The sequence below is a fragment of the Lentisphaera profundi genome, assembly GCF_028728065.1.
Lineage (GTDB): Bacteria > Verrucomicrobiota > Lentisphaeria > Lentisphaerales > Lentisphaeraceae > Lentisphaera > Lentisphaera profundi.
In genome coordinates, this window is record NZ_CP117812.1 from 398,266 (window position 1) to 424,146 (window position 25,881).

25 protein-coding genes and 2 pseudogenes are annotated in these 25,881 nt (G+C 39.4%); 11 read left to right on the forward strand and 16 right to left on the reverse strand.

Annotation, left to right across the window (positions count from 1 at the left end; genetic code table 11):
• Nucleotide 1: 1 nt before the first annotated feature.
• Nucleotides 2-1,429, forward strand: coding sequence for a glucose-6-phosphate dehydrogenase (gene zwf, locus PQO03_RS13170; protein WP_274153656.1), 1,428 nt, complete (start codon nt 2-4; stop codon nt 1,427-1,429).
• Between the two features lie 84 nt (nt 1,430-1,513).
• Here zwf and PQO03_RS13175 read toward each other — a convergent pair whose 3' ends face one another.
• From PQO03_RS13175 to PQO03_RS13185, 3 genes are all read right to left on the reverse strand, one after another.
• The gene (locus PQO03_RS13175; protein ID WP_274153657.1) at nt 1,514-1,696 is read right to left on the reverse strand and encodes a hypothetical protein; all 183 of its coding nucleotides are present in this window, start codon (nt 1,694-1,696) and stop codon (nt 1,514-1,516) included.
• The gene (locus tag PQO03_RS13180; protein WP_274153658.1) at nt 1,690-1,890 is read right to left on the reverse strand and encodes a hypothetical protein; all 201 of its coding nucleotides are present in this window, start codon (nt 1,888-1,890) and stop codon (nt 1,690-1,692) included. The genes PQO03_RS13175 and PQO03_RS13180 overlap by 7 nt, the downstream gene beginning before the upstream one ends.
• A gap of 125 nt (nt 1,891-2,015) precedes the next feature.
• Nucleotides 2,016-2,615: a c-type cytochrome gene (locus PQO03_RS13185; protein WP_274153659.1), complete on the reverse strand. Its 600-nt coding sequence runs from the start codon at nt 2,613-2,615 to the stop codon at nt 2,016-2,018.
• 317 nt (nt 2,616-2,932) lie between these two features.
• Here PQO03_RS13185 and PQO03_RS13190 point away from each other — a divergent pair, with 317 nt between their 5' ends.
• From PQO03_RS13190 to PQO03_RS13220, 7 genes are all read left to right on the forward strand, one after another.
• A complete protein-coding gene (locus tag PQO03_RS13190; RefSeq protein ID WP_274153660.1) occupies nt 2,933-3,232 on the forward strand; it encodes a Dabb family protein in 300 nt (99 codons plus the stop codon).
• Nucleotides 3,219-3,719, forward strand: a complete 501-nt coding sequence (locus PQO03_RS13195; RefSeq protein WP_274153661.1) for a hypothetical protein — start codon at nt 3,219-3,221, stop codon at nt 3,717-3,719. Before PQO03_RS13190 ends, PQO03_RS13195 begins: the two co-directional genes overlap by 14 nt.
• Before the next feature lie 10 nt (nt 3,720-3,729).
• Nucleotides 3,730-5,811: a GreA/GreB family elongation factor gene (locus PQO03_RS13200; protein WP_274153662.1), complete on the forward strand. Its 2,082-nt coding sequence runs from the start codon at nt 3,730-3,732 to the stop codon at nt 5,809-5,811.
• 9 nt (nt 5,812-5,820) lie between these two features.
• Complete coding sequence (gene fabD, locus PQO03_RS13205) at nt 5,821-6,663, forward strand: ACP S-malonyltransferase (RefSeq protein ID WP_274153663.1); 843 nt, start codon at nt 5,821-5,823, stop codon at nt 6,661-6,663.
• A 157-nt stretch (nt 6,664-6,820) separates the two neighbouring features.
• The gene (locus PQO03_RS13210) at nt 6,821-7,702 is read left to right on the forward strand and encodes a hypothetical protein (protein ID WP_274153664.1); all 882 of its coding nucleotides are present in this window, start codon (nt 6,821-6,823) and stop codon (nt 7,700-7,702) included.
• A 71-nt stretch (nt 7,703-7,773) separates the two neighbouring features.
• Nucleotides 7,774-9,270, forward strand: coding sequence for a sulfatase family protein (locus PQO03_RS13215; RefSeq protein WP_274153665.1), 1,497 nt, complete (start codon nt 7,774-7,776; stop codon nt 9,268-9,270).
• A gap of 95 nt (nt 9,271-9,365) precedes the next feature.
• Nucleotides 9,366-10,319 carry a transposase gene (locus tag PQO03_RS13220; RefSeq protein ID WP_274153666.1) on the forward strand — a complete coding sequence of 318 codons (954 nt, stop codon included), beginning with the start codon at nt 9,366-9,368 and terminating at the stop codon, nt 10,317-10,319.
• Nucleotides 10,320-10,533: 214 nt separating this feature from the next.
• Here PQO03_RS13220 and PQO03_RS13225 read toward each other — a convergent pair whose 3' ends face one another.
• From PQO03_RS13225 to PQO03_RS13280, 11 genes and pseudogenes are all read right to left on the reverse strand, one after another.
• Nucleotides 10,534-11,415, reverse strand: coding sequence for a hypothetical protein (locus PQO03_RS13225; RefSeq protein WP_274153667.1), 882 nt, complete (start codon nt 11,413-11,415; stop codon nt 10,534-10,536).
• 799 nt (nt 11,416-12,214) lie between these two features.
• Nucleotides 12,215-12,727, reverse strand: coding sequence for a hypothetical protein (locus PQO03_RS13230; RefSeq protein WP_274153668.1), 513 nt, complete (start codon nt 12,725-12,727; stop codon nt 12,215-12,217).
• Between the two features lie 9 nt (nt 12,728-12,736).
• A pseudogene (locus tag PQO03_RS22005) lies at nt 12,737-13,753 on the reverse strand (RHS repeat-associated core domain-containing protein); the annotation flags it as partial.
• An 87-nt stretch (nt 13,754-13,840) separates the two neighbouring features.
• On the reverse strand, nt 13,841-14,287 hold the full coding sequence (locus tag PQO03_RS13245; protein ID WP_274153669.1) for a hypothetical protein: 447 nt from the start codon (nt 14,285-14,287) through the stop codon (nt 13,841-13,843).
• Nucleotides 14,288-14,292: 5 nt separating this feature from the next.
• A pseudogene (locus tag PQO03_RS13250) lies at nt 14,293-15,375 on the reverse strand (RHS repeat-associated core domain-containing protein); the annotation flags it as partial.
• 131 nt (nt 15,376-15,506) lie between these two features.
• On the reverse strand, nt 15,507-16,697 hold the full coding sequence (locus PQO03_RS13255; protein ID WP_274153670.1) for a BaiN/RdsA family NAD(P)/FAD-dependent oxidoreductase: 1,191 nt from the start codon (nt 16,695-16,697) through the stop codon (nt 15,507-15,509).
• Nucleotides 16,681-16,914 carry a hypothetical protein gene (locus PQO03_RS13260; protein ID WP_274153671.1) on the reverse strand — a complete coding sequence of 78 codons (234 nt, stop codon included), beginning with the start codon at nt 16,912-16,914 and terminating at the stop codon, nt 16,681-16,683. The genes PQO03_RS13255 and PQO03_RS13260 overlap by 17 nt, the downstream gene beginning before the upstream one ends.
• Nucleotides 16,915-16,916: 2 nt before the next feature.
• A complete protein-coding gene (locus PQO03_RS13265) occupies nt 16,917-17,639 on the reverse strand; it encodes a ubiquinone/menaquinone biosynthesis methyltransferase (RefSeq protein WP_274153672.1) in 723 nt (240 codons plus the stop codon).
• Nucleotides 17,632-18,468: a menaquinone biosynthetic enzyme MqnA/MqnD family protein gene (locus PQO03_RS13270; RefSeq protein ID WP_274153673.1), complete on the reverse strand. Its 837-nt coding sequence runs from the start codon at nt 18,466-18,468 to the stop codon at nt 17,632-17,634. The genes PQO03_RS13265 and PQO03_RS13270 overlap by 8 nt, the downstream gene beginning before the upstream one ends.
• Complete coding sequence (locus tag PQO03_RS13275) at nt 18,461-19,060, reverse strand: UbiX family flavin prenyltransferase (protein WP_274153674.1); 600 nt, start codon at nt 19,058-19,060, stop codon at nt 18,461-18,463. The genes PQO03_RS13270 and PQO03_RS13275 overlap by 8 nt, the downstream gene beginning before the upstream one ends.
• The gene (locus PQO03_RS13280; RefSeq protein WP_274153675.1) at nt 19,057-20,037 is read right to left on the reverse strand and encodes a polyprenyl synthetase family protein; all 981 of its coding nucleotides are present in this window, start codon (nt 20,035-20,037) and stop codon (nt 19,057-19,059) included. Before PQO03_RS13280 ends, PQO03_RS13275 begins: the two co-directional genes overlap by 4 nt.
• A gap of 135 nt (nt 20,038-20,172) precedes the next feature.
• Here PQO03_RS13280 and PQO03_RS13285 point away from each other — a divergent pair, with 135 nt between their 5' ends.
• From PQO03_RS13285 to ppk1, 3 genes are all read left to right on the forward strand, one after another.
• Complete coding sequence (locus PQO03_RS13285; RefSeq protein WP_274153676.1) at nt 20,173-20,811, forward strand: hypothetical protein; 639 nt, start codon at nt 20,173-20,175, stop codon at nt 20,809-20,811.
• 121 nt (nt 20,812-20,932) lie between these two features.
• A complete protein-coding gene (locus PQO03_RS13290) occupies nt 20,933-22,462 on the forward strand; it encodes a Ppx/GppA phosphatase family protein (RefSeq protein ID WP_274153677.1) in 1,530 nt (509 codons plus the stop codon).
• A 3-nt stretch (nt 22,463-22,465) separates the two neighbouring features.
• The gene (ppk1, locus tag PQO03_RS13295; protein ID WP_274153678.1) at nt 22,466-24,538 is read left to right on the forward strand and encodes a polyphosphate kinase 1; all 2,073 of its coding nucleotides are present in this window, start codon (nt 22,466-22,468) and stop codon (nt 24,536-24,538) included.
• Nucleotide 24,539: 1 nt separating this feature from the next.
• On the opposite strand, the gene PQO03_RS13300 is transcribed toward ppk1, so the two are convergent.
• Entirely contained in the window at nt 24,540-25,049 is a 510-nt protein-coding gene (locus PQO03_RS13300) for a transcriptional activator RfaH (protein WP_274153679.1), read from the reverse strand.
• A 170-nt stretch (nt 25,050-25,219) separates the two neighbouring features.
• Nucleotides 25,220-25,807, reverse strand: coding sequence for a hypothetical protein (locus PQO03_RS13305; RefSeq protein WP_274153680.1), 588 nt, complete (start codon nt 25,805-25,807; stop codon nt 25,220-25,222).
• Nucleotides 25,808-25,881: the final 74 nt, after the last annotated feature.

Consider the following 25,881-nt stretch of genomic DNA (forward strand, 5'->3'; position numbering starts at 1 on the left):
GATGAATAAGCCAGTTTCGGTAGTGATAATGGGTGCATCAGGTAATTTAGCATTGACTAAGTTATTGCCAAGTTTATATACACTATTTACTTCAGGAGCCCTTCCTGCGCAGTTTTCTATATCTGGTTATGCTCGTACAGCGATGAGTCACGATGAATTTCGTGCAAAAGTAAAAGCAAACCTCATGGATAGTGTTGAAGAAACTCAATTAGTAGAGGCTCTGGTCAAAAACTTCCTCGATAAGATTTATTATCATGCAGGGAATTATGATTCGGCAGAAGATTTTGTACAACTTAAAGCTGAATTAGACGACATTAATGCTGATTTTGGTGAGGATATTAAGCGCGTCTTTTATCTATCTATTCCACCGGCAGTATTTGAGCCAGTCATTAATTCACTTCGCGAAAGTCAATTAGTAGAGAAAGGCAACCTCGATCATTTTGTTGTTGTAGAAAAACCTTTTGGTTACGACACGGATTCGGCACGTGAGTTAAATGCTACGATTGGAAAAACTTTTGACGAGAGCCAAGTCTGTCGCATTGACCATTACTTGGGTAAAGAAGCCATTCAGAACCTGATGGTAATGCGTTTTGCGAATATTATTTTTGAGCCCGTTTGGAATAGAAACTACGTTGAGTCAGTAACAATTAGCTGGGAAGAAGATAAAGCTATTGGAGACCGCGGGGGCTATTTTGATGATGCGGGCATTATTCGAGATGTTATTCAAAATCATTTATTACAGATCCTTGCACTTGTGGCAATGGAGCAACCAACTGAACTCACTTCAGATGATATTGCCAATGAAAAAAATCGAGTTCTTCGCGCAATGGAGCCTTTCAAGGACGAAGATGTGGTCATAGGTCAATATACCGATGGGGTATGTTCGGGACGTTCGGTTAATTCTTATAGAGATGAGCCAGGTGTCCCTAAAGATTCTAAACGTGATACTTTTGCAGCGATTCGTTGTGAGATCAATAATCAGCGTTGGAGTGGAGTACCGTTTATCGTTAAAGCTGGTAAGGCAATGACGAAAAGCATGACAGAAATCACTATTCAATTCAAAGATGTTGCTGGAAGTATTTTTGCCAATTCACCTCATCATCCCAATAAGTTGGTGATTCGTGTTCAGCCAGAAGCTGGTATGATTTTCAACATAACTAATAAAGTTCCAGGTAAGGGCATGGTCTTAAAAGATGTTAAGATGGACTTTACTTACAATAGTGGCTTTGATGTAGCAATGCCTGGCGCATACGAAAGGCTTTTACTTGACGCAATTAATGGTGATAAAAGTTTATTTATTTCTTATGAAGAACTGATTCAGTCTTGGGAACTATTTACTCCGATACTTAAAAAAATAGATAAGGGTGAAAAAGACGTTCACTTTTATCGTGCGGGAACGTCAGGACCTGATGCAGCTAATTTTGAATAGAAGTATTTAAAATCTAAAAAAAAAAGGCTCGTGTTTACACGGGCCTTTTTTGTGTATTAATACTAGCGCTTAAATTTTGCGATTTTAAAAATCCCGTAAGGTGGCTTTGATGATGCGCTTCATTGTATGTTTCAGTTGTTCACTGAGTGAAGCTACTTGGGCATGGATGAATAAGCGATCAAGGCTCGTGCCACCCGGATAATCGGAGCGCATTAATTTTATTAGCATGCGATGTGCACGCTTTTGGCAATTGAGAAAAATTAACATTTGCGCTTCTTTGCGAGCAGCACGAAATAATGAGTAGTTAAAAATTTCATTGTAGATAATTTTTGTTCTGCAAGCATACGGCATTCTTCAAAGCAGAGCATTGCCCGTAGATGCTTGCCGTCTTTATATTCTGCTTCTCCTGTAAAGAGTAAAGCATAACAGTGCGTCAAGTCTTTAGGTAGAGTGTAAGTCATAAGTAAACCCTAGATTAATTGAAAATACTTTAATTAGGAAATGAATGAATTCAATAATAAGATTAAATCTCAATTAAAGATATATTTGAGGGTTGTGTAGTATTAGAGAGTTTATTTAGAGCCCATTAGTTGGCTAGGAATGTGGCGATTTCTCTGAGTTCTTCCATAGAAACTTGCTTGATGCGTTCAGCCATTTTTCGACCTTTTTTGTCATCTGGATGATTTCCGCGTCGACCTTCCATGAAGTCTTGGCATTGCTTAACGATATACCAGGACTCAAGGTGCTGAAGCGAGGGGCTGCCAGTAAAGAATTTCCCAATGCTACCTTCGTGGCAGCCATAACATTTTTGCTCATAAAGTTCTTGACCCACCTTGTGGGTAACTTTTATCTCACTCGATTTCAGAGCTTGTTGGTGAGCAAACCATCTATTGATTTGCTTTAGTTCATATTCATCAATATGGAGGATGGCTTTACCCATAGCTATGGCTTCTTTTGAAGAGCTAGAATTTCCTCGAATTCCCAGTTTATATTTTTTGACTTGGGCATTTATATATTTTTCCTCTAATCCTAGTAAACTAGGGGCTCCGACGGACTGGCCCTTTGAGTGACAGTTATTGCATTGCTGTATCTGATTTTGAGTATTTTGGCTGAGTTGATTGAATTCCTGTGGGCTTTGACAGGAGCTTAGGAGGAAAAATGTTAATGCAATGAATGTTTGTTTCATGAAAGACCTGGTGCTTAGTGTTTTACAGTTCTTTAATGTGGCACGAAACTCTTAGGATGAAAATGTTTTTTTGATTTTAAATCAGGTAAATTTTTGATTTTGTAGGTATTGCTGTGAGTCCGCTAATGGATTTATTTATCGTTCTGGCTTCTCGATTTGAATTCAGCATATTTGTCGATGTCTAGGGAGAAGATTTTTGAATTGAAAATAGAACTTAGCAACAGACGTAAATAAGTGCCTCTCAAGCCTCTTCGTTAGTTGATTTTTTTACTTACTAAGGCAATATAGGAGTTATTAAAAAATAATAAGGTGACAAGATGTTAGTCCATACAGTATTTTTCTGGTTAAAAGAAGATTTAAATGAAGAGCAAAAAGCCGCTTTTTTTACGGGCTTAGAAACTTTGAAAGAAATCCCTTGTTCAGGTCCAGTGATGACAGGGACTCCATCTGCCACAAATAAACGTCCTGTTATTGATGATAGCTATGATTTTGGATTGACTTGTGTTTTCAATAGTGTTGAAGAACACGATGTCTATCAAACGCACGATATTCATCAGAAATTTATTTCAGGATGTGCACAGTATTGGTCTCAGGTAAAAGTTTATGACTACGATTAAAGTACTTTTAATCTTAGGTTTAGGATTCTTTTTCACTTCATGTGAAAGCCATGACTGGGATAAAGATGATGCTCTGCAGGAAATGGTACAGCTCTTTGCGATATTACCTGATAACGCTCCTGATAGTCAGTTGACTCGCACCGTTCCTGGAGCCAATGGCAGACCGATTAAAGTGAATCGTATTCCCATGCTAACTAACCTTGAATTAGCCCACGCAGAGACTCGTTATCACGATAACAATGATGATATGATGGTTATCAAAGTTAATCTCAGTGGTATGGGTGAAAATAAATGGAGAATAGCGAGCGCTAATTATGCCGGTTATCGCGCGGTTATGATGGTCGGCGACGAATTTAAATGTTTCATGAAATTTGATCCCTATTTTCAAAAGGGTCCCGTAAGATTTTATTGTTATTTAACCTCTGCAGAAGCAGATGAAGTCTGTAGTTTGATTAAGAAAAATTATAAAGCTTTAGTAAGGAAATAAGAAGGTACATATGTCAGTAGACAAATTAGAATCATTAATTTCAAGCGCCAGTGATGAAGGCAAAGCCAGTGAAGAAGTTGTAGCTTGCGCACGCGCAATCAAAGCAGATGATTTGTCATCTAGCCAACGTACAAGCGTAGGACAAGCCATTGAGTTGTTTTGTGCTAATGGCGCAACGGATCAACATAGTGTTGAATTAGTCATTGCAGTGGGACTCCTCAAACCCGTAGCGGAATTATCAGCAGCATACGGTAGTTTAGCTCGCGAAGTTTTCTCAGCATACCCAGATCCGAGTGCAGTACAAGAAGCCTTGGGCGAAGGTACAGTAGCTGAACTCGCTAATAGATTCCAGGTTTTACTCATTATCCTCGGTGATTTCAGTTCAGTCAAAGCTTTTGGTAAAATTAAGCTCTCTGAGCTTTCAGTCTATCACGTAGATTTTGGTTTTGGTCAAGTTGAGTCAGTAGATAAAGTGACTAGCCAAGTTTCTGTGAAATTCAAAGTTGTGCAGAAAGTTCCATTAAAATTCTTTGCTAAAAAATCTCATATTCTTTTGCCTGGAACACTTGGTTCCAAGTTGGTAAAGGGTGAGAAAATGGTTATTAAAAATGTGCTCTCCAAAGAGTTAGTTAGCCAAATTGAAGCTGAAACAGTGCCGAGTCTCAAAGTTAGTCAGGCAATGATTACAAGACTGGTAATGCCAGCATATATCAAAACAGCCAAAGCTTTTGACGAATGGTACCGTCGTCGCGTATTAGCCGACAGTAATAAAAAATCGACATCAGCCAGTGGTCGCTCATGGGAAATGAGCCGTAGTTTGGACGAGCTCAAAGTTGCTTTGAGAGATACAGAAGAATTGAGCTTTGGTGAAGAAGAGAAAAATACTTTAATTAAAGCATTTAGATTTGCTGCTGCTAGACCAGCTCAAAATAAAATATTTGCAGAGTCACTAGCAGTTATTTGGGAACTTATCGACGAGAAAGAATACCTCGTTGACATGATTCAAGAGCTTGCAGAAACGGCTTCGATTTGGAAAGACACAGCGGACTTTGTCAAAGTTTCGACTCCAATGAATGTAAAAACAATTGCCGCTTGGTTTGCAGTAACTTTAGAAGCTAAAGGCATTGGATATTTTGCAAAAGATGTAATGCACATGCCAATCAAATTCCTCAATGCTATTGATAAAATTGGCGACGAGAAAAATGCAATTGCTTTAGAGGCCTCAGCAAAAACGGAAGTTGTCTTAGGTAACTTAAGTGCTGCAGTAGCTTGTTGGTTATGGAATAAATTGGGTAAAAAACCAGCTGAACTAGCTGAGATTATTACGACGCCAATTCAAGTTTTTCGTGCTTTAGCTAATGCAGAGACTGCAGATAAATCAGGTAAAGACCTACGTAAGCTTATTATGACAAACGAGGACTACCTCGAGTTTTTACTCGGTACAGGTTCTGATGAGAATGTTAAAAGTTTAGTGAGCACAGTAAAAACTTTCCCCGGTTTAGATAATGGCGAACGTCAAAGCTTATTAGTTAAAATTGTTCGTATCAAGCCAGATGCACTCAATCAAGTACAAGAAAGAAAAGTTGAAGTGAAAGTGGGTAAATTACCACAAGTAACTTCTCAGCGTTCTTACAAAACTCTTCAAGAAGAGCATGCTAAACTTATCAGTACTGATATCCCCGAAAATTCAAAAGCTATTGCGGCAGCCCGTGAACACGGTGACTTACGTGAGAACTTCGAATTTAGAGCTGCGAAAGATCGTCAAAAATATCTTCAATTACGCGTTGGTGAACTCGATGCTTTGTTGAATAAAATTGGCCCTACAGATTTCTCTGAGTTCAAAGTTAAAACTCGTGTAATCCCAGCATCAAAGGTTATGATCAAAACTTCTGAAGGTGATGCTGAGTACTCTATTGTGGGTGTGCTTGATGGTGATCCAGATAAGAATTGGCTCTCATTCGAGACTCCTTTAGCTAAATCAATGCTTGGTCATCAAGCAGGTGATAAAATAGCTATGCCTGATGGTGGTGAAGCTGAAATTTTAGCTGTTGCGCCTTTAGACGAAGATACGCTTAGCTTTTTTGTAAATTAAGGAACGAAAATGTCTACTGCTTATATATTTCCTGGCCAAGGTTCACAGAAAAAAGGTATGGGTGCGGAACTGTTTGATAAATTCTCTGATTTAGTTGCAATAGCAGATCAGGTTTTGGGTTATTCAATTGTTGAACTCTGTACTGAAGATCCACGTGAAGAGCTTAATAAAACTCAGTTTACGCAACCCGCGCTCTATGTAGTAAATGCTTTGACTTATCTTGATAAGATTGAGTCAGGAGAGACGGCACCAGCTTATTTAGCAGGTCATAGCTTAGGTGAGTATAATGCTTTATTTGCGGCCGGTGCCTATGATTTTGAAACGGGTCTTAAGCTCGTTCAAAAACGTGGCGAAATTATGAGCAAAGTTGAGGGCGGTGGTATGGCTGCCGTACTCGGCTTAGATGGCGAGAAGATCAAAGAAACTCTTGTTGAAAGTGGTGTCGAAGGTGTTGATGTGGCGAATTTTAATTCTCCAAGTCAAACGGTATTGTCTGGTATGAAAGATGATATTGTCGCCGCCGAGCAAGCCTTCAAAGATGCTGGAGCTAAACGCTATGTCGTTTTGCCCGTAAGTGGAGCGTTTCACTCGCGTTACATGGAAGGTCCACGTGAGGAATTTCGTCAATTTGTTGAGTCTTTTAATTTCGCAGAGATTAAAACTCCGGTTATTTCAAACTTTGAAGCGGCACCTTATGAGAGCGCACGTATTTCTGATCTACTCTGTAGTCAAATTGCGGGTTCTGTTCGTTGGGTGGAGTCTATCAGGCTGATGAAAGATCTTGGTGTTGAAGAATTTGTTGAATGTGGCCCTGGTCGCGTTTTAGCAGGTTTGATTCGTCAGATTGGCTAAATAATCACTCGATTATTTTAAAAATGCGGAGTTCGCGAATTGCGAAGTCCGCATTTTTTTTGTTAAAATTCGATGACTTAAGCTTAGGGAAATAGCGGGTTCTATTGGGGATAGGGCAGGCGTGTAGTATAATCTCTATAGCTTTAGAGGATGTTTTATGACGTGTAAAATTTTGTTCGTTGTTTTTGTTTGGTGTATTTCCTGTACCAGTACGAGTAATTCGACCAAGCTCTTTGATCTGCCCGAGATGCAGACGGTGAGTTTAACTCCTGTTTCTTTTATTCAAAAAGAGATATCGGAATCTTCCGGATTGGTGAAAAGTCGTAGCTATCCAAATTTATACTGGACGCATAATGATTCAGGGGGAAAAACCCGTCTTTATGCGCTTAGATTTGAAGATAATGCGCAATCAAGTATTGAGGCAGTTTTAGATTTAAAGGGTGTTAAGAATCAAGATTGGGAAGATATTAGCATAGATATTAACGGGAATTTGTATGTTAGCGATACGGGCAACAATAGTCAGAAACGGAAATTCCTGCACTTTTATGTCATTTCTGAAAAGTCCAAGACTGGTCATGCTAAAGAGTATAGTTTTCGTTTCCCAGATTATCAGAAGCCCGTGAAACATAAAAATTTCGATTGTGAAGCAATGTTCCATTTTCAAAATAAATTATACGTACTGACTAAGCATCGAGATGATGCAAAAACGAAACTTTATCGTTTTAATGAATTGATAGAAGGTAAAATTCTAGAGCCTGAAAAATTACATACCTTTGATATTGGTGGACAAGTAACGAGTGCAGATATGTCTCAAAGTGAAAGTCAATTGGCAGTTTTGACTTACAATAGTGTGTGGCTATTTAAAAATTTTAAAGGAGATAACTTTTTTTCGGGTGATGTTTATTTTTTGCCCATCTCCGCAAAGCAATGCGAGGCAATTTGTTTTGATAATGAAGAAGAGCTTATTATTACCAATGAGCAACGCGAAATTTTCCGTGTAGCGGTACATGACTTTATAAAAATCAATAAACGCAAGTAAATAAAGACTTCAAGCTGTCAAAAAAGCTGCTCTCATGAACATATATAAGAAAAAAGTTTAGCGGAGCCAAAATGAATAAAATTATCAGCCTATTAATTTTTTGTATATGTGGAGCAGTTTTCTCTGAAGAGAAGCCGAATATTATTTTTATTGAAGTCGATGATTTACCTGCCCATTATGTTGGGGTCATGGGAGCTGATTTTGCTCAGACACCTACTTTAGATACAATCGCCGATCAAGGTGTATTATTTACAAATGCAGTGTGCCAGGGCACGATGTGTGGACCCTCGAGGAATTCTCTCATGGCGGGTGTGTATCCTCATAATATAGGGATGTACCAGAATGGCCCTTTCAAAGGTTTGGGTGCGGATATTTGGACTTTGCCGAAAGCCCTACAGCGAGCGGGCTATACTACGGCTCATATAGGAAAAAGTCATCTTCATCCAAGTAAGGAAGGTTTAACAGGTACGAAAGAAGAAATTCGTACGGAAGGCCATAGGCGCTTAGGTTTTGATTATGTATGGCAGTCTTTGGGGCGTGCAGTTGTGGGTGGCAAGGAGCCCGAGAAGGGGGTAGATAGTTATGTAGATTTCTTGATAGATGAAGGCTATTTTGAGCAGATGAAAAATGATCGAGGTAAAGCCACTACTTTACCTGATGATATATATTTGGATGGCTTGTTTACCAAGCTCTCCGAGAAGTTCATTTCAGAGCAAGAAGACCCCTATTTTTTGTGGTTGAACTACTCAGTTCCCCATGGTCCTTACGACGTAAAACAAGCTTACCATGACCGTTTTGAAAAAACTCAAATTCCAAAACCAAATGCTATGGATGATAAAGGTGAAAATATTCCTTCATTATTACGGCCAAGTCCATTAAAAGATTTTTCTAAATTAGAGAGTAGTCAGAAAGGGAATTGTGCGAGTATAGCTTTTATGGATGATCAAATTAAAGCTATTTTAAATGCTGTAGAGCTTACGGGAGAAAAAGATAATACGATTATCGTGTTCTTTAGTGATCATGGCATATTGGTGGGTGAACATGGTTTACATCATAAAAGTACTCTTTACAAAGAAGTTCTTAATCCAGCGTTAGTTATTTATGATCCTCGTCAATCGCAGGCTAAAGTTGTCAGTGCTCCCGTACAATTGTTAGATTTACTTAAAACCACCCTCGATTGGGCTGGAGCCTCTGATGAGGATAAAGCTCAGCCTTATGGGGATAGTTTAATGCCTTTGCTTACTGGCCAAGGTGAATTCAATAGAGATTTTGCAGTAGGAGAATCACCGGGATATTTCGCAATCGTAACGGAGAAATATAAATATATTGCTCCCTTTGATTATCAAAAAGATGGCAAGATTGTCTTGTTTGATCTAACAAATGATCCCGATGAAATCAAGAATATTGCCGATCAAAACCCCGAGCTAGTCGCTATGTTTAAAGAAAAAGCGAAAAAGTGGTTGGCGGAGTCAGGAGAAGTTTTGGTTCAGGATGCACCACCAAGTAAAGAAGAGAAGCGCCGTAAAAAAGCTGAAAAAAAGGCAAAAGAAGCCAAGAAGAAGAAATAAAACGCATATGAAGTCATAGCATTTACTTTCGTTTATATTTTGCCTTTAATGATGTGGTGTTTTATATTCTGTGTACTTTGGAAAGGAGAAATATTATGGCTCATAATCGAGTTAAAGAAAGTTGTTCAGATCAATCTGTTTATTATCTTGTAACTAATCGCATTGCTGGCGGGCGAATGTTATTCAGAGATCAGGAAAAACAGAAGCTCAAAGATTTGTTATTTAAGGGATGCGCAAGATTCAGTTATCAGCTAATTGATTATGTTTTCATGGATAATCATTTTCATTTATTGATCAAAATCCCTCCTACTTCTCAGATGGATGACGTGGAGCTCTTACAGCGTTTTCGACTTCATAAACAAAATGAAGAAATCACTTTTATTAACTCAGCGCAGAAGGATGATTTTCGAGATCAAATCCATGACATTTCTTTTGTCATTGGAAACTTTGAACAGCGATTCGTTCAGTGGTTCAATAAGGAGCATAGCTCCTGGGGGCGTTTGTTTGGTCAGAGATTTGATTCGGAAATGATTGAAGTTTCAGCTCAATCAGATTCTTTACTTCGGGTCATGGCTTATATCTCTTTGAATCCAGTTCGAGCCGGAATTGTTTCTGATCCAAAAAACTTTCATTTCTGTGGATATTCAGATCGTTTGGCAGGCGGCGATATTGGTAAATCAGACGATGAGTTCTTTGATCTCTTTTGTCGTGGGATCGAAGCTAATGACATCAGAGATAAACAAAAGAATTTCAGAGAGGTTTTTAGGGCGTATATGCTCGGCTTAAGGCGTTATGAAAACGCCGATTCACAAACTTTGGCGGAATTCTTCAGAGAAGTGAATTTATCTGAGGAGCTCGCTTGGGATGATCTTTTTATTCATAAATGCCGATTCTTCACTAAATGCCTTGTGATTGGGTCTGAGGCTTTCGTTCGGGAGAAGTTGGTCAAATTCTCAGCTAAGATGAAATGGAAAAAGATTCATGAACCCTACACTGAGGATGAATGGAATGATATTTATTCGCTCAAACCTCGTAGGAAATCGGGATAAATCACCCACACAATAACCTTCAATATATCAGATTTAATCAAGACGACTTTTCAGACGTCTTGATAATCTTATTTTTATTTTAGACGCTGTTGTACTCAGTCGACTAATAATTTGATCAGTTTTCTTCTCCCATTAGCAGCTAAAAGAAAAAGTGGATTTTTACATACAATTTGACCCCTTAAAACGCAAAAAAGAGCCTCGATTTGAGAATCTTTTAAATCGTCTCTTCCGTAAGGCCTGCCCTTTGTCTTTCTTCCTCACATAAAAAAACAACTACAAGATCTGAATTATTTCTATAAATCTGTTGTAATAACGTATCCAAGTCAGGTTTTGCTAATTGAGACTGGTAGTCATAGTCATAAAACACCTGATCATTCCCAAGCGCTACTCTCAATGAATCCATGACCTTTGAAACATAGTGCCTTTTTTCACCTGGAAATGACATTGCTACTTTGAACTTAATATCTTCAATTTTATTCAATGACTTATCTACCTTTTTGATTGTTGGATTTTTGTACAAATTTTCCAGTGCTAATAATGACAATGTAAACGGTTCAGGTTCAATAAACTCAGCTTTCGCCCTTATGGGGTTTACTAAAGACAGATGATAGAGCAAATAGTGTAGCCACACTGCAATCGTATGGTGATTTAATGCTTTCACAGTCTTTACTTTTTCCCCTTCATCATTTCCTTGAGGCTCTGGAAGTTGAATTGAAGTCTCAAATAAGGTTCGTATTTTACGAGATTCTTTTTCATTAAAAAGACTACCTGCTCGCCTCGCCATTCGTATAAACAAATCTACTTCTTCGCCTTCAACTACTGCGAAACATGAAGATTCTGCACCACGAAGTCCCCACTTTAAATCACTACTCCTCAAGTCTTCAATTAATTGTTCACGGCTTTCCTCTGTCCCGATTTTACCGTAGTACTGCCAAAGCATTATTGTATGGTTCTTTTTATGGTAGCGTCTATTATTTAGGGCTTTATCCTCAACTATAAAGCTGAGGCTGAATTTCAAGTCGTGAAACTTATCTGCTTCCTTTTCAAACGCCTTTATCAATCGGTTAATTTCTGATTTTTGTTGAGGTAGTGACATGTAAAAAATCCATTGTATTATTAATCCCGTACAAATCTACACCAATAAAAAAGCGATGCCATTAAGCACCGCCTCTTTAGTTCTTTACTTGACCCATATCATCCGCTCAAACCAATGTGTATATTACGGTCTTAACCACAATATAGCTCCTTTCAATCTTAAATGGTGCGGAGGAAAGGAATCGCACCTTTCTTGTTTCTTCTGGTTCGGGTAAAGTCATTCATAAATGCGCTCTGCTCTCATTTGGATTGAAAGTGCCCACTAGGCTCCGCAGAAACATCACTCCGCACCAAATACTTGATTTAACGATTTTCATATCCATAAGCATCTCCTTGATGTTTAAAATCATATCAACAAAACCTACTTCCAATCCAAACAAGATTCTCACATTTATTTCAAAAGTTACCGTCAATCCCAAATTCTTTAAATTATCATTACCAACTAACCGTACTACCCTCTCACCAATTCCACAATCACACTCACAAGTATCAAACTAATCACACTCATTAAAAATATAAACATGCTCCCACCTATTCACTTTCATCGATATGTATTATACGGAACTGAATGCAGTGTTCTGTCTTCTAGACAATAAAAAAGCGATGCCATTAAGCACCGCCTTTTTAGTTCTTTACTTAATCGCCATTAAAAGGCTCTAGGTGTACAGACTATCAGAGATTAGTTTTTTGTAAGGTGAGCTTGGTTAGAAGTGCCACTACACCGACAGTTTATTGAGTCTTTATAGAATCTTGTGTGAGTTTATGAGCGTTGACACGCAGGGTTCTGTCTTAGTGATTAATCACGCCCATGTTTGAACCCAGTCATTAAATCGTTGATACTCTAATTGATTATTTAAGTATTTTATTGATGCTGACATTTCTTTTTCTAGATCTCCATCTGTCACACAAACCATTAACAAAACTTCTTTGCCAACAACTTTACGGAGAGAACTTAACAGCTTCAAGTATTTTTTAAATAATTGATCTTTATCTAAAGAACTATCTGATAAAGCTTGATTGAATTTATCTATAGATTCTACCTCAAGATCAATTGCCCATTCATGACAATTAAACTCGAAATATTCTTCATCTTCGGCTTCCCAATCATCTTCTTCATCAACTTCTTCATCAAATACATCCTCTGAAATTTTTTGTTGTAAATTAGATTTTGTATTTAAGAATACGCTTAGCGTTCTAAAATCTTCATCTACAACCAAAGCTAATGCAATTAGTTTTTGTTGCCTTGATACTGATTCCCAATGAGATCTGATATCTAAGCATATTTCCTGTAATTCTTTTGTAACATTACTCATAATAGACTATTATTTAAATTTACTTAATGACATAAATAAAGCTTCCACTTCTGTGTTTAAGGCTCTGACAACTGCCGATCTACCACCTGTGGCATCAGCTCTCTTTAAAATAGCGTATACCTGTTTAGCAACATCCGTTGTATGCACACCTTTCACATTAGAAGCCCACATCAAATTATCTTTTCCTTTCTTCCAATCTATTCCATATTTCTCTAAAATTTCCTGTGATTTTTTAGCATATCTTTGCATCTTCTTGCCAATACCTTTCTTAAAGACCTTATGGTGGCCATGCGGACGAATCATCCCTTGAGGTGCTGAGCCATGATGTTTTTCAGTTAAATCGGCCCAATCCATAAACGAAGCATCAAGACCAATCATACCAAGAGGTCTTGTACTCGCAGAAACAGTTGTCCCCGATATTGCCATCGCAGGCATAGGTCCATGTACAGGTAACATTGGAACTTGCCACTTAGGTATTGTCATATTGACGTTACCGCCCTTCTTAGAGATAGCCCACAACATGCCTTGTTGTGCACCAACACCTACATATTTACCATTATGGTAATCTTCATAATTACCATATAAAGGAACACGGTCATCCATACCACCAAGTGATGTATAAAAGCCCATTAGACTATCAATAGATTTACCACTTGAAAGACTATCCGAGATGTCTCCAGTCGTTACATGGGGTATTGCGCTAACGTACTCACTAGTTGTGACAACTGCATCGGTTACGGTAGATATTTTCTGTTTAGCTTTCATAACAGTAGTATCTACTTCTGATCGTATCAAAGATTTTCCTAGTCCCCAAAAAAGCCCTAGCCCATCGCCTACAACCTCAAGACCAGTACCTGTATCATCCCACCAACTTTTTATACTTGCCCCAGTAGGATCTCTCCAATCCATCCCAGAATAGTTAGCATATAGATTCTGACCGTCTTGGTAACCAAATGGATCTTCAGAGAGCCAACGGTTGTGAATGGGGTCGTAATCCCTGTAGTGTGTGTGGTAAAGACCTGTGAATGGGTCTTTGTAATCTTATGTGAATGAACTAAAAAGCTCACCACGCATTCGGGTGAGCTATCTAAATTGATATTGCGAAATCAGAAATTAATGTTTCCCCCACTTGTTCCACTTCTCTTCTGATAGGTGCATAAACTTTGATGCAGGCTCTTTCCTATCTACAACAAGGTAGCATATGCCCTTTTCATACTCTTCTTTATCATCATCTTTGGAGATATTTACTGTGTAGCTTTTACCTTCATACTCAAAGCTTACATATAAATCTACATTTCCAAGGATCTTCATGCCACTTGCATCAAATTTCCCTTCTAAATACTTTCCATGATTAATTAACCTAAGGTACTTCCTATACAACCAAATCTGTAATACGACTAAAATAATAATACATATATATGATTGTATAAAAAAACCATTAGATATTTTTGGAGCGCCATCTAAATAAAGCGGTAATGTCACGATACAAATTCCAAGCATTACTCCAAAAGCAATTTTTATAGAAATCTGATTCCAAAATACGTATAGCAATTTGTACATATGTGCTATTCCTTAGTAAAATAATCTTTGTACGAGAATATATGTAAATTCATAAAATCTGCTATACGTGGTTCTACAGGATTACCGACTTTTTGACTTGCTATATTTTGAGAAGTTTGCCAAACTCTATCATGAAATACTTTTCCAAATGCATTTCGTTGTTTTGTTGTATAATTACCCATAATTCCATTATAAAAGTCAGTTGCTATACCATTATGTTTATTCCAATGTGTTAAATATTCTAGCCTAGTCCTATCAAATCTTGGTGATATTCTATTTCGAAGTTCTTCTCTAGCCTCTAACACTGGATATGACATTAATTGCCAGTCGGGGAAATCTATAAATACAGATGCTAATTTTATATTAGATTTTTCGAGTGTTTCCTCATCCGACTTTAGGTGCCAGTATTCCCTATTAAGTTTAAATACTTCGACTGCTCCGAAAACTGCTCCCACAACTGGATTCGCTCTTTTTGCCATTTGATTACCAACAAGTTCTAAGCCTATTCCACTTACTGTCGCTGCAGTCGCTCCTAATTCTAATGATGTTGTTACTTTACCATAAGTAGATCCATTCACTAAGTTATCTGCATAATAGTCTTTCTGCTGATAGACTTGGTATAATGAGAAAGCTCCCGCAGTTCCATTAAATGCATTCCCTATACTGTTACGAATAAAGACACTCTCACCCCAAGGAACACGAGGGCTAGAGACGGTCACTTTAGGAAAGTTCTTAGTTAATGAATTAAAGAATTTAGCTTTATTGAAAATATTAATTGCATTAGCTTTCTTTAAGCGTCTCCAGCCTTGGCCATTAACTTCTCGCCATAAATGCCCATTGCCACCAATAATGTAATTGCCAATTTTACCATTTGCCCCTGCCATCTGTAAAGAAGTACCTCTTGGTGGTGTTTCAATTGCCGCACCAGTAGGATCTCTCCAATCCATTCCCGAGTAGTTAGCATATAGATTCTGACCATCTTGGTATCCGAATGGATCTTCACTTAACCAACGGTTGTGAATGGGGTCGTAATCACGGTAGTGAGTGTGGTAAAGACCTGTGAATGGGTCTTTGAACATGCCAGTCCAGCCGACATTATGTTTCTAGGGACGCGATCCCTCTCGAGCTCTCCCCGGAAGATACTGCCGTATGGGCAGATGCTTTTTATCCGCCTGTCTGGCAAGACCCTTGACCAGGCGACTAAGGGACTTTGCCCCGCTTAAAGGCTCTCAGCGCAAGCAGCGGCAGAACTCCATGCCCATTGGAAGTTGTAGCCGCCTAACCATCCAGTAACATCGACGGCTTCGCCAATGAAGTAGAGTCCTGGGACTTGTTTAACTTCCATAGTTTTGCTAGAGAGTTCTTTGGTATCGAGTCCGCCTAAAGTAACTTCGGCAGTACGATATCCTTCGGTTCCCGATGGGATGATGGCGCAGCGAAAGAGTCTATCATTGATTTGAGCAAGTTCTTTTTTAGAGAGTTGAGCAATAGCTTTTTCCGGAGGGCACAAAAATAATGCAATAAATTTTTTCGGGAGTAGAGGCTTTAGAACTTGTCCAAGGGTCTCTTTCGGATTGTTTTTGCGAAGATCTTGCAGGAAGGTTTCGGGATTCTGATCCGGAAGAAAGTTAAAAAAGACTTCCTGGCTCTCGCGCCAATAGGAGGAGATTTGCAGGATGGCGGGTCCAGAGAGACCTCTGTGAGTGAAAAGCATGTTTTCTCTAAAGGAAGTTTTTTTGTCGAGAAAAACGTTGCAGTCTAATGCGGTTCCCGCAAGGCTTATGGCAAGGTCAAGTTTGTCCCCGCTGAGCGTGAGTGGCACTAATCCGGGCTGTGTTGGGATGAGAGATAGATTAAACTGTTTAGCTATGTTATAGGCAAAGTTAGTGGCGCCAATTTTGGGCATAGATAAGCCGCCACTGGCAATGACAATCTTTGAGCTTGTGACTGTTCCGCTAGAGGTCTTGACTTCAAAACCGCTAGAGAGCTTATGAACATAGCTAATTTCGCATTGGTACTGCATGGTGACATCATCGGAGCGACATTCTTCTTGAAGCATAGCAAGTATTGCAGGTGATTTCTGGTCACAAAAAAGTTGGCCAAGAGTTTTCTCGTTATAAGTAAGTCCGTGGCTTTTGACTAGCTTGATGAAGTCGTGCTGAGTGTAGCGCTTAAGAGCAGAAATACAGAATCTTGGGTTTTGTGAGATGTAGCGATCGGGCTGAATATTTAAGTTAGTAAAATTGCAGCGTCCGCCACCCGAGATGATGATTTTGCGGCCCGGTTTAGCGTTGTGGTCAATGAGCAAGACTTTTTTGCCACGTTTAGCGGCGAGGCTAGTACACATGAGTCCGGCGGCACCGCCACCAATAACAATGAGGTCGTAGTTAGGCTTAGGATTCGAGTTCATTTTTATTCTCCGGTTCTTTGAGCATGAAAATGAAATAGACGAAGCCAATCGCGCCAAGTAGAAGTGTTAGCAGAAATCTTTTTCCAATAGAAGGGCCCGATTTAGGTGGGTTTTTCATGAAGTGAAAGAGTACGGCAAGTGCACAGGCCGTATGGACGACAAGTGTGAGCCCTGCGAAAAGCATAAAGGCAAGTTTGATATCAATTGCAAGAAGCATGTTTATTCCTTTACGGCAGTGTAAATCGTTACTGTTCCAAGACACAAGCTATCGGTATGTTTGACCGTGAAGCCACATTTTTCTAATAGGGCATTCATATCTTGGGGAGCTAAACAGTTTTTAATAGAGCGATCGAGGTATTCGTATGCTTCGATACGAGAACCGTAGATTTTTGCTCCTAGTGGAAGGGCAAGCGCCATGTATAGCGAGTGAAAAAAACTAATTGGTTTGAACTTGGGTTGAGTTAAATCCAGCATGGCGATGACTCCGCCTGGACGAAGGATTCTGTAGCATTCTTTATAAAAGCGTTCCAAGTCAGGTAAATTTCTTAAAACAAAAGCTGAAGTCACTGCACTCGTACATTCATTTTTGAAAGGTAAATCAGAGGCTGAAAGCCTGAGTACGTCTTGAGCATTGCCTGAATTGGCAGCAATCTCTAAGAACCTAGGGCAGATATCTGAGCTGAGGAAACGAGCTTCAGGGAGGTGTTTTTTAGCTAAGGCAGAGAGTGAGCCGGGGCCACAGCCAATGTCTAAGACAGGGTGACTAGGGTCGTAGTAATGCTTTAAACGTTTAAGAAGTTTAAGGCGCCATCCTTTGTCCATGCCCATAGAGATGAAAGTATTGATTTTCTCATAAGTATCAGCGATTTCCTGGAACATATCTTCGACATCTTTCCGCCATTTATCGGCATCGCTTTTGTTGATTGGTGTAAGTTTATCCATGCTGATATCCGGGTTGATTCGTGTAGTATTGAGCTTTGAAGACGTGATCAATGAGTTTGTGTTTGGCACAAAGTTCGATGTAGAAGTTAAAGTTAGAGATTTCCGTTTCGCCACATTCAAAATGGAGGTTGTGTAAGTAAGACATAGGCTTCGTAATTTCGGGGTAAGTTTTGCGGCAGGCCTTAGCGAAAGTTTCTTCGCAGGCAAAGGATTCGGAGGGTGCATTTTGAAGTTTGTTAACCAGTAAGTCTATCTCAGAGGCGTACTCTACTAGGGCGTCTTTGCGAATGGCGCAAAGCGCAAAGACAATGTCGCGATTAAAACTTTCTCGCCAAGCAGCACCGAGATCCCATGAGTGAGTGAAAGTGGAAAAATCTTCTGTTAAGGCTTCGTCGCCAATGGTGAGTGCGGCAATGGCGTCCTGAGGGACTCCTTGGTGGCAGTCATAATTAATGAGCTGTTTTACTTTAATATTTCTTTCGCCTAAAAGAATACTAAGTATAGAGATGGATGTAGCCGAAGCGGAAGTGGTGTGGATCGTTTTGCCATCAAGTTCATCAATAGGAACTTTTGAGACCAATTTCACAGAGTTTACATAGCCTTTGGATGATAGTGAAATACCAGGAGCAATGACATAATCTTGCTGATTTCTTAGGTACTCAAAGGCTGAGACGAGACTCATCTGCAGTTCGCCTTGAGCAAGGAGTTGGTTGAGCTTTCCTGGGCGGGCTAAAATAAACTGCCAGTTTTTTGCCGGATTTTGGTCTCGGGTAATGGGCCAGGAAAATGGAAAGGCATTTAAATAATTGATTAAACCCAGTTTAAGCATGATCGTCTTCTTTCCAGCGTTTAAAGAGCTTGTGGTCTATATTAATTTGATCGAGTGCTTTTCCCGCAACAAAATTAACCATGCCTTCAAAGCTGTTGTCGCCATGATAAAAACCTGGTATGCAAGGCACGATTTGTGCTCCAATTCGTGAAAGCTTGAGGGCGTTCTCTAGATGAATGGCACTTAAAGGAGTTTCGCGTAAGCCGATCACTAGGGGGAAGCGTTCTTTGAGGCAGACATCGGCCGCACGTTCAATGAGATTTGATGAAAAGCCATTTGCGATCGCCGCAAGACACTTTGCAGAGCAGGGCATGATAATCATGCCATCATGACGAAAGCTCCCGGATGAAATAGCGGCACTGAGGTTTTTTATATTCTCATGTTGTATGAGTGCTTGTTCATCAGGGGAGAAAGTTTTAATGAAGTCTTCTAGGCTTCCTTCATTCATTTCTTCGAGCCAAATTTGCTTGGCAGTAGGAGATGCGACGAGAAAGACTTTGGCTCCAGTCTGGACCATAGATTTCAGGCAAGTTTTGGCAAAGTAGGAGCCCGAGGCGCCACTAATGGCAAGGATGTAGGTTTTTTGGCTCATTTTTGAAAAGTACTCAAGGCAGTGTTGAGGTAAACTTCGAGTTCATCAATAGGCATCGACGAACTCATGTTTTGAAGTGCTTGGCGTGCTTGTCTTTCGAGCGTATCAATTTCTAGTTGCATTTTTTTATCGACTTGGATGAGGGTGAAGATTTCTTGAACTAAGGGGTGATTAAGACCACAGCGTTGTTGGCTCGTGATTAAATCAACAAGTTTTATTTTTAGCTCAGGGGGTGCGTGCTCGAGCATTAAAATCCAAGGGAGAGTAATAAAGCCATTGCCAATATCAGCCCCACGATCTTTGTTGTCTTGTTCGCCAGCTTTGCAGAAATCAGCCCAGTCGTCGGCAATTTGGAAGATAAGGCCGAAGCTATCGGCGTATTCACCAACAAGTTTGATATCATTTGGAGTTTTATTAGCCAATCGAGACGCTGCTTTGGTGCATAGACTTAGAAGTGCGCCGGTTTTTTTCTGTAAAACAGTAAAGTATTGTTGCTTAGTAACTTCGATATTACCTTTGTAGGCTTGTTGAAGCAGTTCGCCTTCGATTAATTCTTTGACAGTAGAGGCAGCGTCAGCCGTAACCCAAGAAGACAATCGGGAAGATAAAGAAAAAATAGAGGTGAAGAGTAGGTCGCCGAGAAGTAAAGCAATGGAGTTGCCATGTACGGCATTCATAGTGGGTAAATTACGTCGCAGTGCGCAGTCATCAATGAGGTCATCGTGAACTAAGCTCGCACAATGAATACTTTCACATACGGCAGCAAGGATTGGAGCCTCAGCGTGCTTATCTAAGAGTGTGAAAACGAGTAGGGGACGAAGCTGCTTTCCGCGTGAATTTTTTAAAGCATGAGACAGATCACTAGTCTGGGGGGCGCTTGAATGCAGGGTGTCCTGGATAAGGTCATTACATTTGGCCAAGGATGAGGTATGAGATTCGGTGATTTGTTTGAGGCTTTTTAGTGTATCAGACTGCATAAAAATTCCGTAAAAATTAATATAACTCAAAAAATAGTCCGGATTAGCTGTTGCGCAAAGTTGAGCACTGGAAAAATTGAACTTATCTACTAATTTGGCGGACATGTATATAAAATGAATTTTTTGGGGTAAGCAATGGCAAAAAGAAGTCTTAATTCGATCTGGCAGAATGTAGAGAAGTTTTATCAGTCGTATAAAAATGATAAAACAAGCCTAACACAAGCTGAAGATAAGCTTAATGAGTTACTAGCAAAAGAAGATGTACAGACAATTATCAACGATTTGGGTCGTGTACTTTTATCTGAATTTGATACTTTTGCTCAATCAAAATTCAAATTAGCTTTAGCGGGAGATGACCCCAAGTTTGTTCGACCTACGTCGTATGACGCAAAATCGAAGGTTTTATCCGTCGACCCCTTCCGCGTATTAGAATTTTATGATCAATGTAAATTATACTCAGAAGATCCTCTTAGTTTAGGTGGTGGAGATTTTGATTCCTACCGCAAAAATGCTTTTATGGCAGAGCTCTGCAAGTTACCAACTAAAGCGATGTTGTTTTTGAAAATCTTACAACAGTCTGCAATTACGGATGGTTTAACACATATTGGTCTTTCTGAAGTTCCACAAGGTATTTTAGATGATGTGTCTTATTACCAAACTTTACTTTGGGCACTTGCACAACTCGAAAGAAAAATGTATGCAATGAATGGTATCCACCTTCGTACTGAATATACTTTGGTATGGCACGAAGCTGAATGGACATCAGGAGCTTAATAAGATTTAGTAAAATCTTTTAGCAAATGTCTTCAAAAAACTCTGGGAAAGCTTATTGTAATAAATAAGTTTATCCAGAGTTTTTTAGTTTGTAGGCAAACGGTGGGATCAGGAGTGAAGCATGAGAAAAAATAATAGTCTTTCCGCCGTGATAGATTTAGGTTCTAGCGGCATTCGTTTATTAATTGCAGAGAAACGAGCAACTAAATGGAAGTCTTTAGAGACCTTAGAGAAAAAAAGTTCTCTTGGGAGAGACGTCTTTAATAGTGAAGAGATTTCTGAGCAATCCTTTCAACAAGTCGTTGAAATTTTAAGGTTATTTCGCGAATATATTGATTCATGGAATATTCCTTCCTCGCGTATCCGTTGTGTTGCGACCTCTGCAGTAAGAGAAGCCCATAATCGCGACATGTTTATCGAGCGCGTCGAATTACACACAGGATTTGTCTTTCAAGTCCTGGAGGCCATGGAGGCCAACTTACTTACTTATAGATCAGTGGATCACGCTTTACGTGGCCATTTACGGATTAAAAAATCGAATGCTTTGATCGTTGAGACTTCTGGTGGAGGCACGAATGTGCTGATGCTGAACAAAGGTTTGATGGTAGGAGCCCACTCTTTAAATTTAGGTTCCATTCGTTTTGAAAAAGAATTAAAGTCAGGTGTGGGAACGAGTAATTATTTAGAAAAACTTTTAGATCAGAAAACACTTGTGGCGACTCGCCAGTTTGAAATGGAATTCCCTTTAAATAAAGTCAAATATTTCATTGCTTTAGGTAGTGATATTCGCCGTGTTTCAGGTCAAATTGGAGAAAAGAAAAAAGGCTATTATCTCATCCAAAAAGATAGTTTCTTAGAGTTGCTAGAGAAGATATCGGGGATGGAGAGTGTAGAAGTCGCCAGTGAATACGGCGTTCCATTTTCTGAATCGGGGGCCTTTTTTGCGACCTTACAAATCTATGGAGCTTTTTTTAAGCAATGTGCAGCGATAAGTGTAATTGTCCCCAAAGTCAGTATCCGTGAGGGCGTTTTACAGGCGAGTAAACGCATTTCGAATCTGGCAAGTTTAGAAGATGAAATTGCTGGGGCTTGTTATTCCTTAGCGGCAAAATTTGGTGTGGATAAAAAACACTCAGATAACGTAGCCTTAAATGCCTTAAAGATATTTGATGCCTTGGCAAAAGTTGGAAATTTGGATAAAGATCATAGAATCTATTTAAGGTCGGCAGCAGTATTGATGGACGTGGGCTTGTTTATACATCACCATCATAGTCAACGTCATGGTTTATACTTAATTCGGCATTCAGAGATTTTTGGTTTAAATGAGCTCGATCGAATTATCGTTGGTTTAATTGTGCGTTATCACGGAAAAACTCTCCCCAAGCATACACATAGTGAATTTTCTTCCTTAAGAAGGAGTGATCGTCTTACGGTCTTTAAATTATCAGCTATTTTACGTGTCGCTCGAGCTTTGGATATACGTTTGGTTCAAAGATTAAAAGTAGAGGGTGTAGAAACCGATGCCAATCGTTTACAATTAAAGATGAATATTGCCAGTATAAGTCCCTTAGAAATAGCAAGTTTAGAAGATTCCTCAGAAATATTTCAGGATGTCTTTGGATTAAAAATCGAATTCGCAGAAAGGAGTTAGTCGATGTCAAATTATTTTAATCGTGAACTTTCTTGGATGGAGTTCAATTATCGCGTTTTAAATGAAGCAAAAACCGAGAGCGTTCCGCTTTTGGAGCGGCTCCTGTTTTTAGGAATAACGAGTACCAATTTTGATGAATTTTTTATGGTTCGTGTGGCAACAACTATTCGTGCTATGCGAGATAACTTAAAACCTAGCGTCGCGCAAATTTCCTATTTTGATGTATTGAACGGCATTAATGAAAAAGCTCACGAGATGTGTAAAGAACAATACAGGATTTTAAACAGGGATATCCTGCCCGCTTTGAAAAAAGAAGGCCTAGAATTTGTCAAAGAATTTGATGAGGCGGAATTGCAGTACCTCAATCAAGTTTATGAGCAAGAAATCTTTTCAGTTCTTACTCCATTGCGCGTCGACACCAATAAATCGATTCACAACTTTGTGAATTTGCAGATGTACCTGGCGGTTACTTTAGATAAAAAATCAACAGAGGAAGTGGAACGAGAATTTGCAGTAATCCCCATGCCTTCAAGTTTGAAACGGCTGTGGGAATTGCCTGGTGTTACAGGTAAGAAGCGTAAGTTTGTCTTTTTAGAGGATTTAGTTCGCATGTTTGCGGAGCGTTTATTTCCAGGTTTTAGAGTTGTGGAAAGTTCTTGTTTCCGCCTTACCAAAGATGCAGATTTGGCTGTGGATGAAGATGACGATACGAACCTCTTGACCGCAATGGAAGAATTAATTGTTCAACGTGGACAAAGTTTCCCGATTCGCTTAGAGATTGATACCCAGAGTGAAGATATACGCGAGCGTTTAAAAGCTCTTTTTCAGATCAATTCTGCGGGGGTTTACATGGTGGATGGCCCTGTGAATCTCAAAGGCTTGATGGAGATATGTTTCAGAAGTGGCTATGATCACCTGCACTACGATACGAGGAAGCCTAAATTCCCGAGAGACTTAAAGCAGGGAGAAAACATTTTTGAGGCCGTAAGTCAAAGGGATATACTCATGCATCATCCTTATGAGTCCTTTGATCCCGTATTGGAATTGTTAAATCAAGCCGTGGATGATCCCGATGTTTTATCCATCAAGATGACGCTGTATAGAACTTCCGGTTCAAAATCTCCAGTGGCAGATGCACTTTTGCGAGCTGCGCGAAATGGCAAGCAAGTCACTGCACTAGTCGAGTTAAAAGCTAGGTTTGACGAGCAACAAAATATTCGCTGGGCGACACAGCTTGAGAAAGTGGGTGCCACGGTAATTTATGGATTAGCACAGTTAAAAGTCCACTGTAAATTTTTGATGGTGACTCGTCGCGAAAAATCAGGTGTTCGTCGTTACGTTCATTTGGGTACGGGTAACTACAATGAGAAGACTGCCACTCTGTATACAGATATGGGCTTCATGACGAGTCGTGATGAACTCACTTATGAAGCGGCACTTTTCTTTAATTCGATTACGGGTTATTCCGACTTGCCACAAATGGACTATATCTTTATGGCACCAACGACCATGAAACCCAAGTTTTTACAGCTTGTTAATCGCGAAACCAAGATTGCTGAGAATGGTGGAAAGGGTGCCATTCGCGCCCAGTTTAATTCACTCTCGGATCCAGATATGATTGAAGCCCTTTATAAAGCATCGCAAGCGGGGGTAAAAATCAGTTTGAATATTCGTGGTATCTGTATGCTAAAACCAGGTCTAGAAGGTTTAAGTGACAATATTACAGTCGTATCAGTTATAGGTCGATATTTGGAGCATAGTCGTATTTATTATTTCTCTAACGGTGGTAAAGAGGAGATGTACTTAGCGTCCGCAGATTGGATGACACGTAATCTAAACCGCCGTGTAGAATTGATGTTTCCAGTATTTGAAAATAAGCACAAAGAACGAATTAAGCATATTTTAGATACGATGTTGGGGGATAATCGCAAGGCTCATGTCCTGCAGCAAGATGGTACCTATACAAAGCGTAATCGCGGTAAAAATAATGCACAAGATCTCTTTTATAAAGAGGCAGTAGAAGCCAGTAAAGAAGATATTTCAGAAGGCTTAAAAGTCCGTCGTAAACCTGAATAAGCTAATCGTCTGATTTTATAAGGTTTTCCATTTCCACTTGTGCTTCTTGGTAGTTTGAGAAGAGCTCAAATAAGACAATAGCGCGTTCACCATCTTTGAGACCTTTTTTAAAGATAGCTTCAATCCCTTTCAAAGGGCCATCAAGCACGGTGACTTTATCGCCGTTTTTGAGGTCATGCATATCGTGTTTATAAACATTGTCATCGAGGAAAGTCGATAGCGTTTCTAAGATGATTGCAGGGATAGGTAGTGATGAGCCATCTCTTCCGAAACCGATGATGCGGTTGACTCCTCTGAGAAAGCGCGCTTTGTCTAAGCTATCTTCATCTGCTTGAATGAAAATATAAGAAGGGAATAATGGCATATTTACATACGAGGCTTTGCCGCGAAGTACTTTACGTGTTTCAATCTGTGGATTAAAAGTGGGAAAGCCTTCATCTGTAGCTGACCGTGCAGCGAGGTTCTCTTGTCTAGGTTTGGTATAGAGACAATACCAATCGCCATCGAACATGTTTTATATCCTTTAATCTTAAAAATCACGATTCACATTCTACTTAGAAGTGGATGATTTTCAAGTAGCAGAATGAGTTCACTTGCTTCATTTATCTAAAGAAGATTTTTTGGGACAGAAGTCTAGAGTGCTTTTGATACACACTCTAGCTAAAAGTTGAAGGCTTGCTTCTAGTCTACATTTTCAACTGAAGTTGTTTTTCCTACTTTACCTAATGGTTTGGGAGCATCAGTCGCTTCCTTTAATGAGAGCTTTCGTAAATTGATTTTCCCTTGAAACTCACCCATCATAATAATGATGTACTCTTCAAAATCAGAAACAGGGTTCTTGATGGATTCGAAGTAAAGAGTCGCTTTCTGCCAATCACTGGAGGGTTTTAATATTTGAGCAAGTCCAAGGTTGCTATACTTGTTGTTCTTGGAGTTTTTCTTCTTTTTGAATACATTATTATGATTGCGATAATTGACTTTGATAGTGCCTTCACCTTCACCTTTAAACTCCATGGTGAGCTTGTAAGTTTTTCCTGCTTTTAAAGATGCGGGAGTGAGAAGAGAAAGATAATAGACTTCCGATGTATGGCTGATATCTAATGAAAATACTTCTTTTTTAAACTCTGCTTTGAGTTTATTATACTCATTCCCTTTTCTAAGGTACCAATACTTATCGTCTTTCTTGAATGAAGGATCTTCGAGGATTTCTCTCTGCGCAAAGGCAGATGCAGTGATAAAGAATAATAATAAAAGGCTACGCACTATCATATTTCAGACTCCTAATTTGTTTGTGTTAATATAATAGTACTGAGTGCCTCAAAGTGACAGTGAATGATAAAATT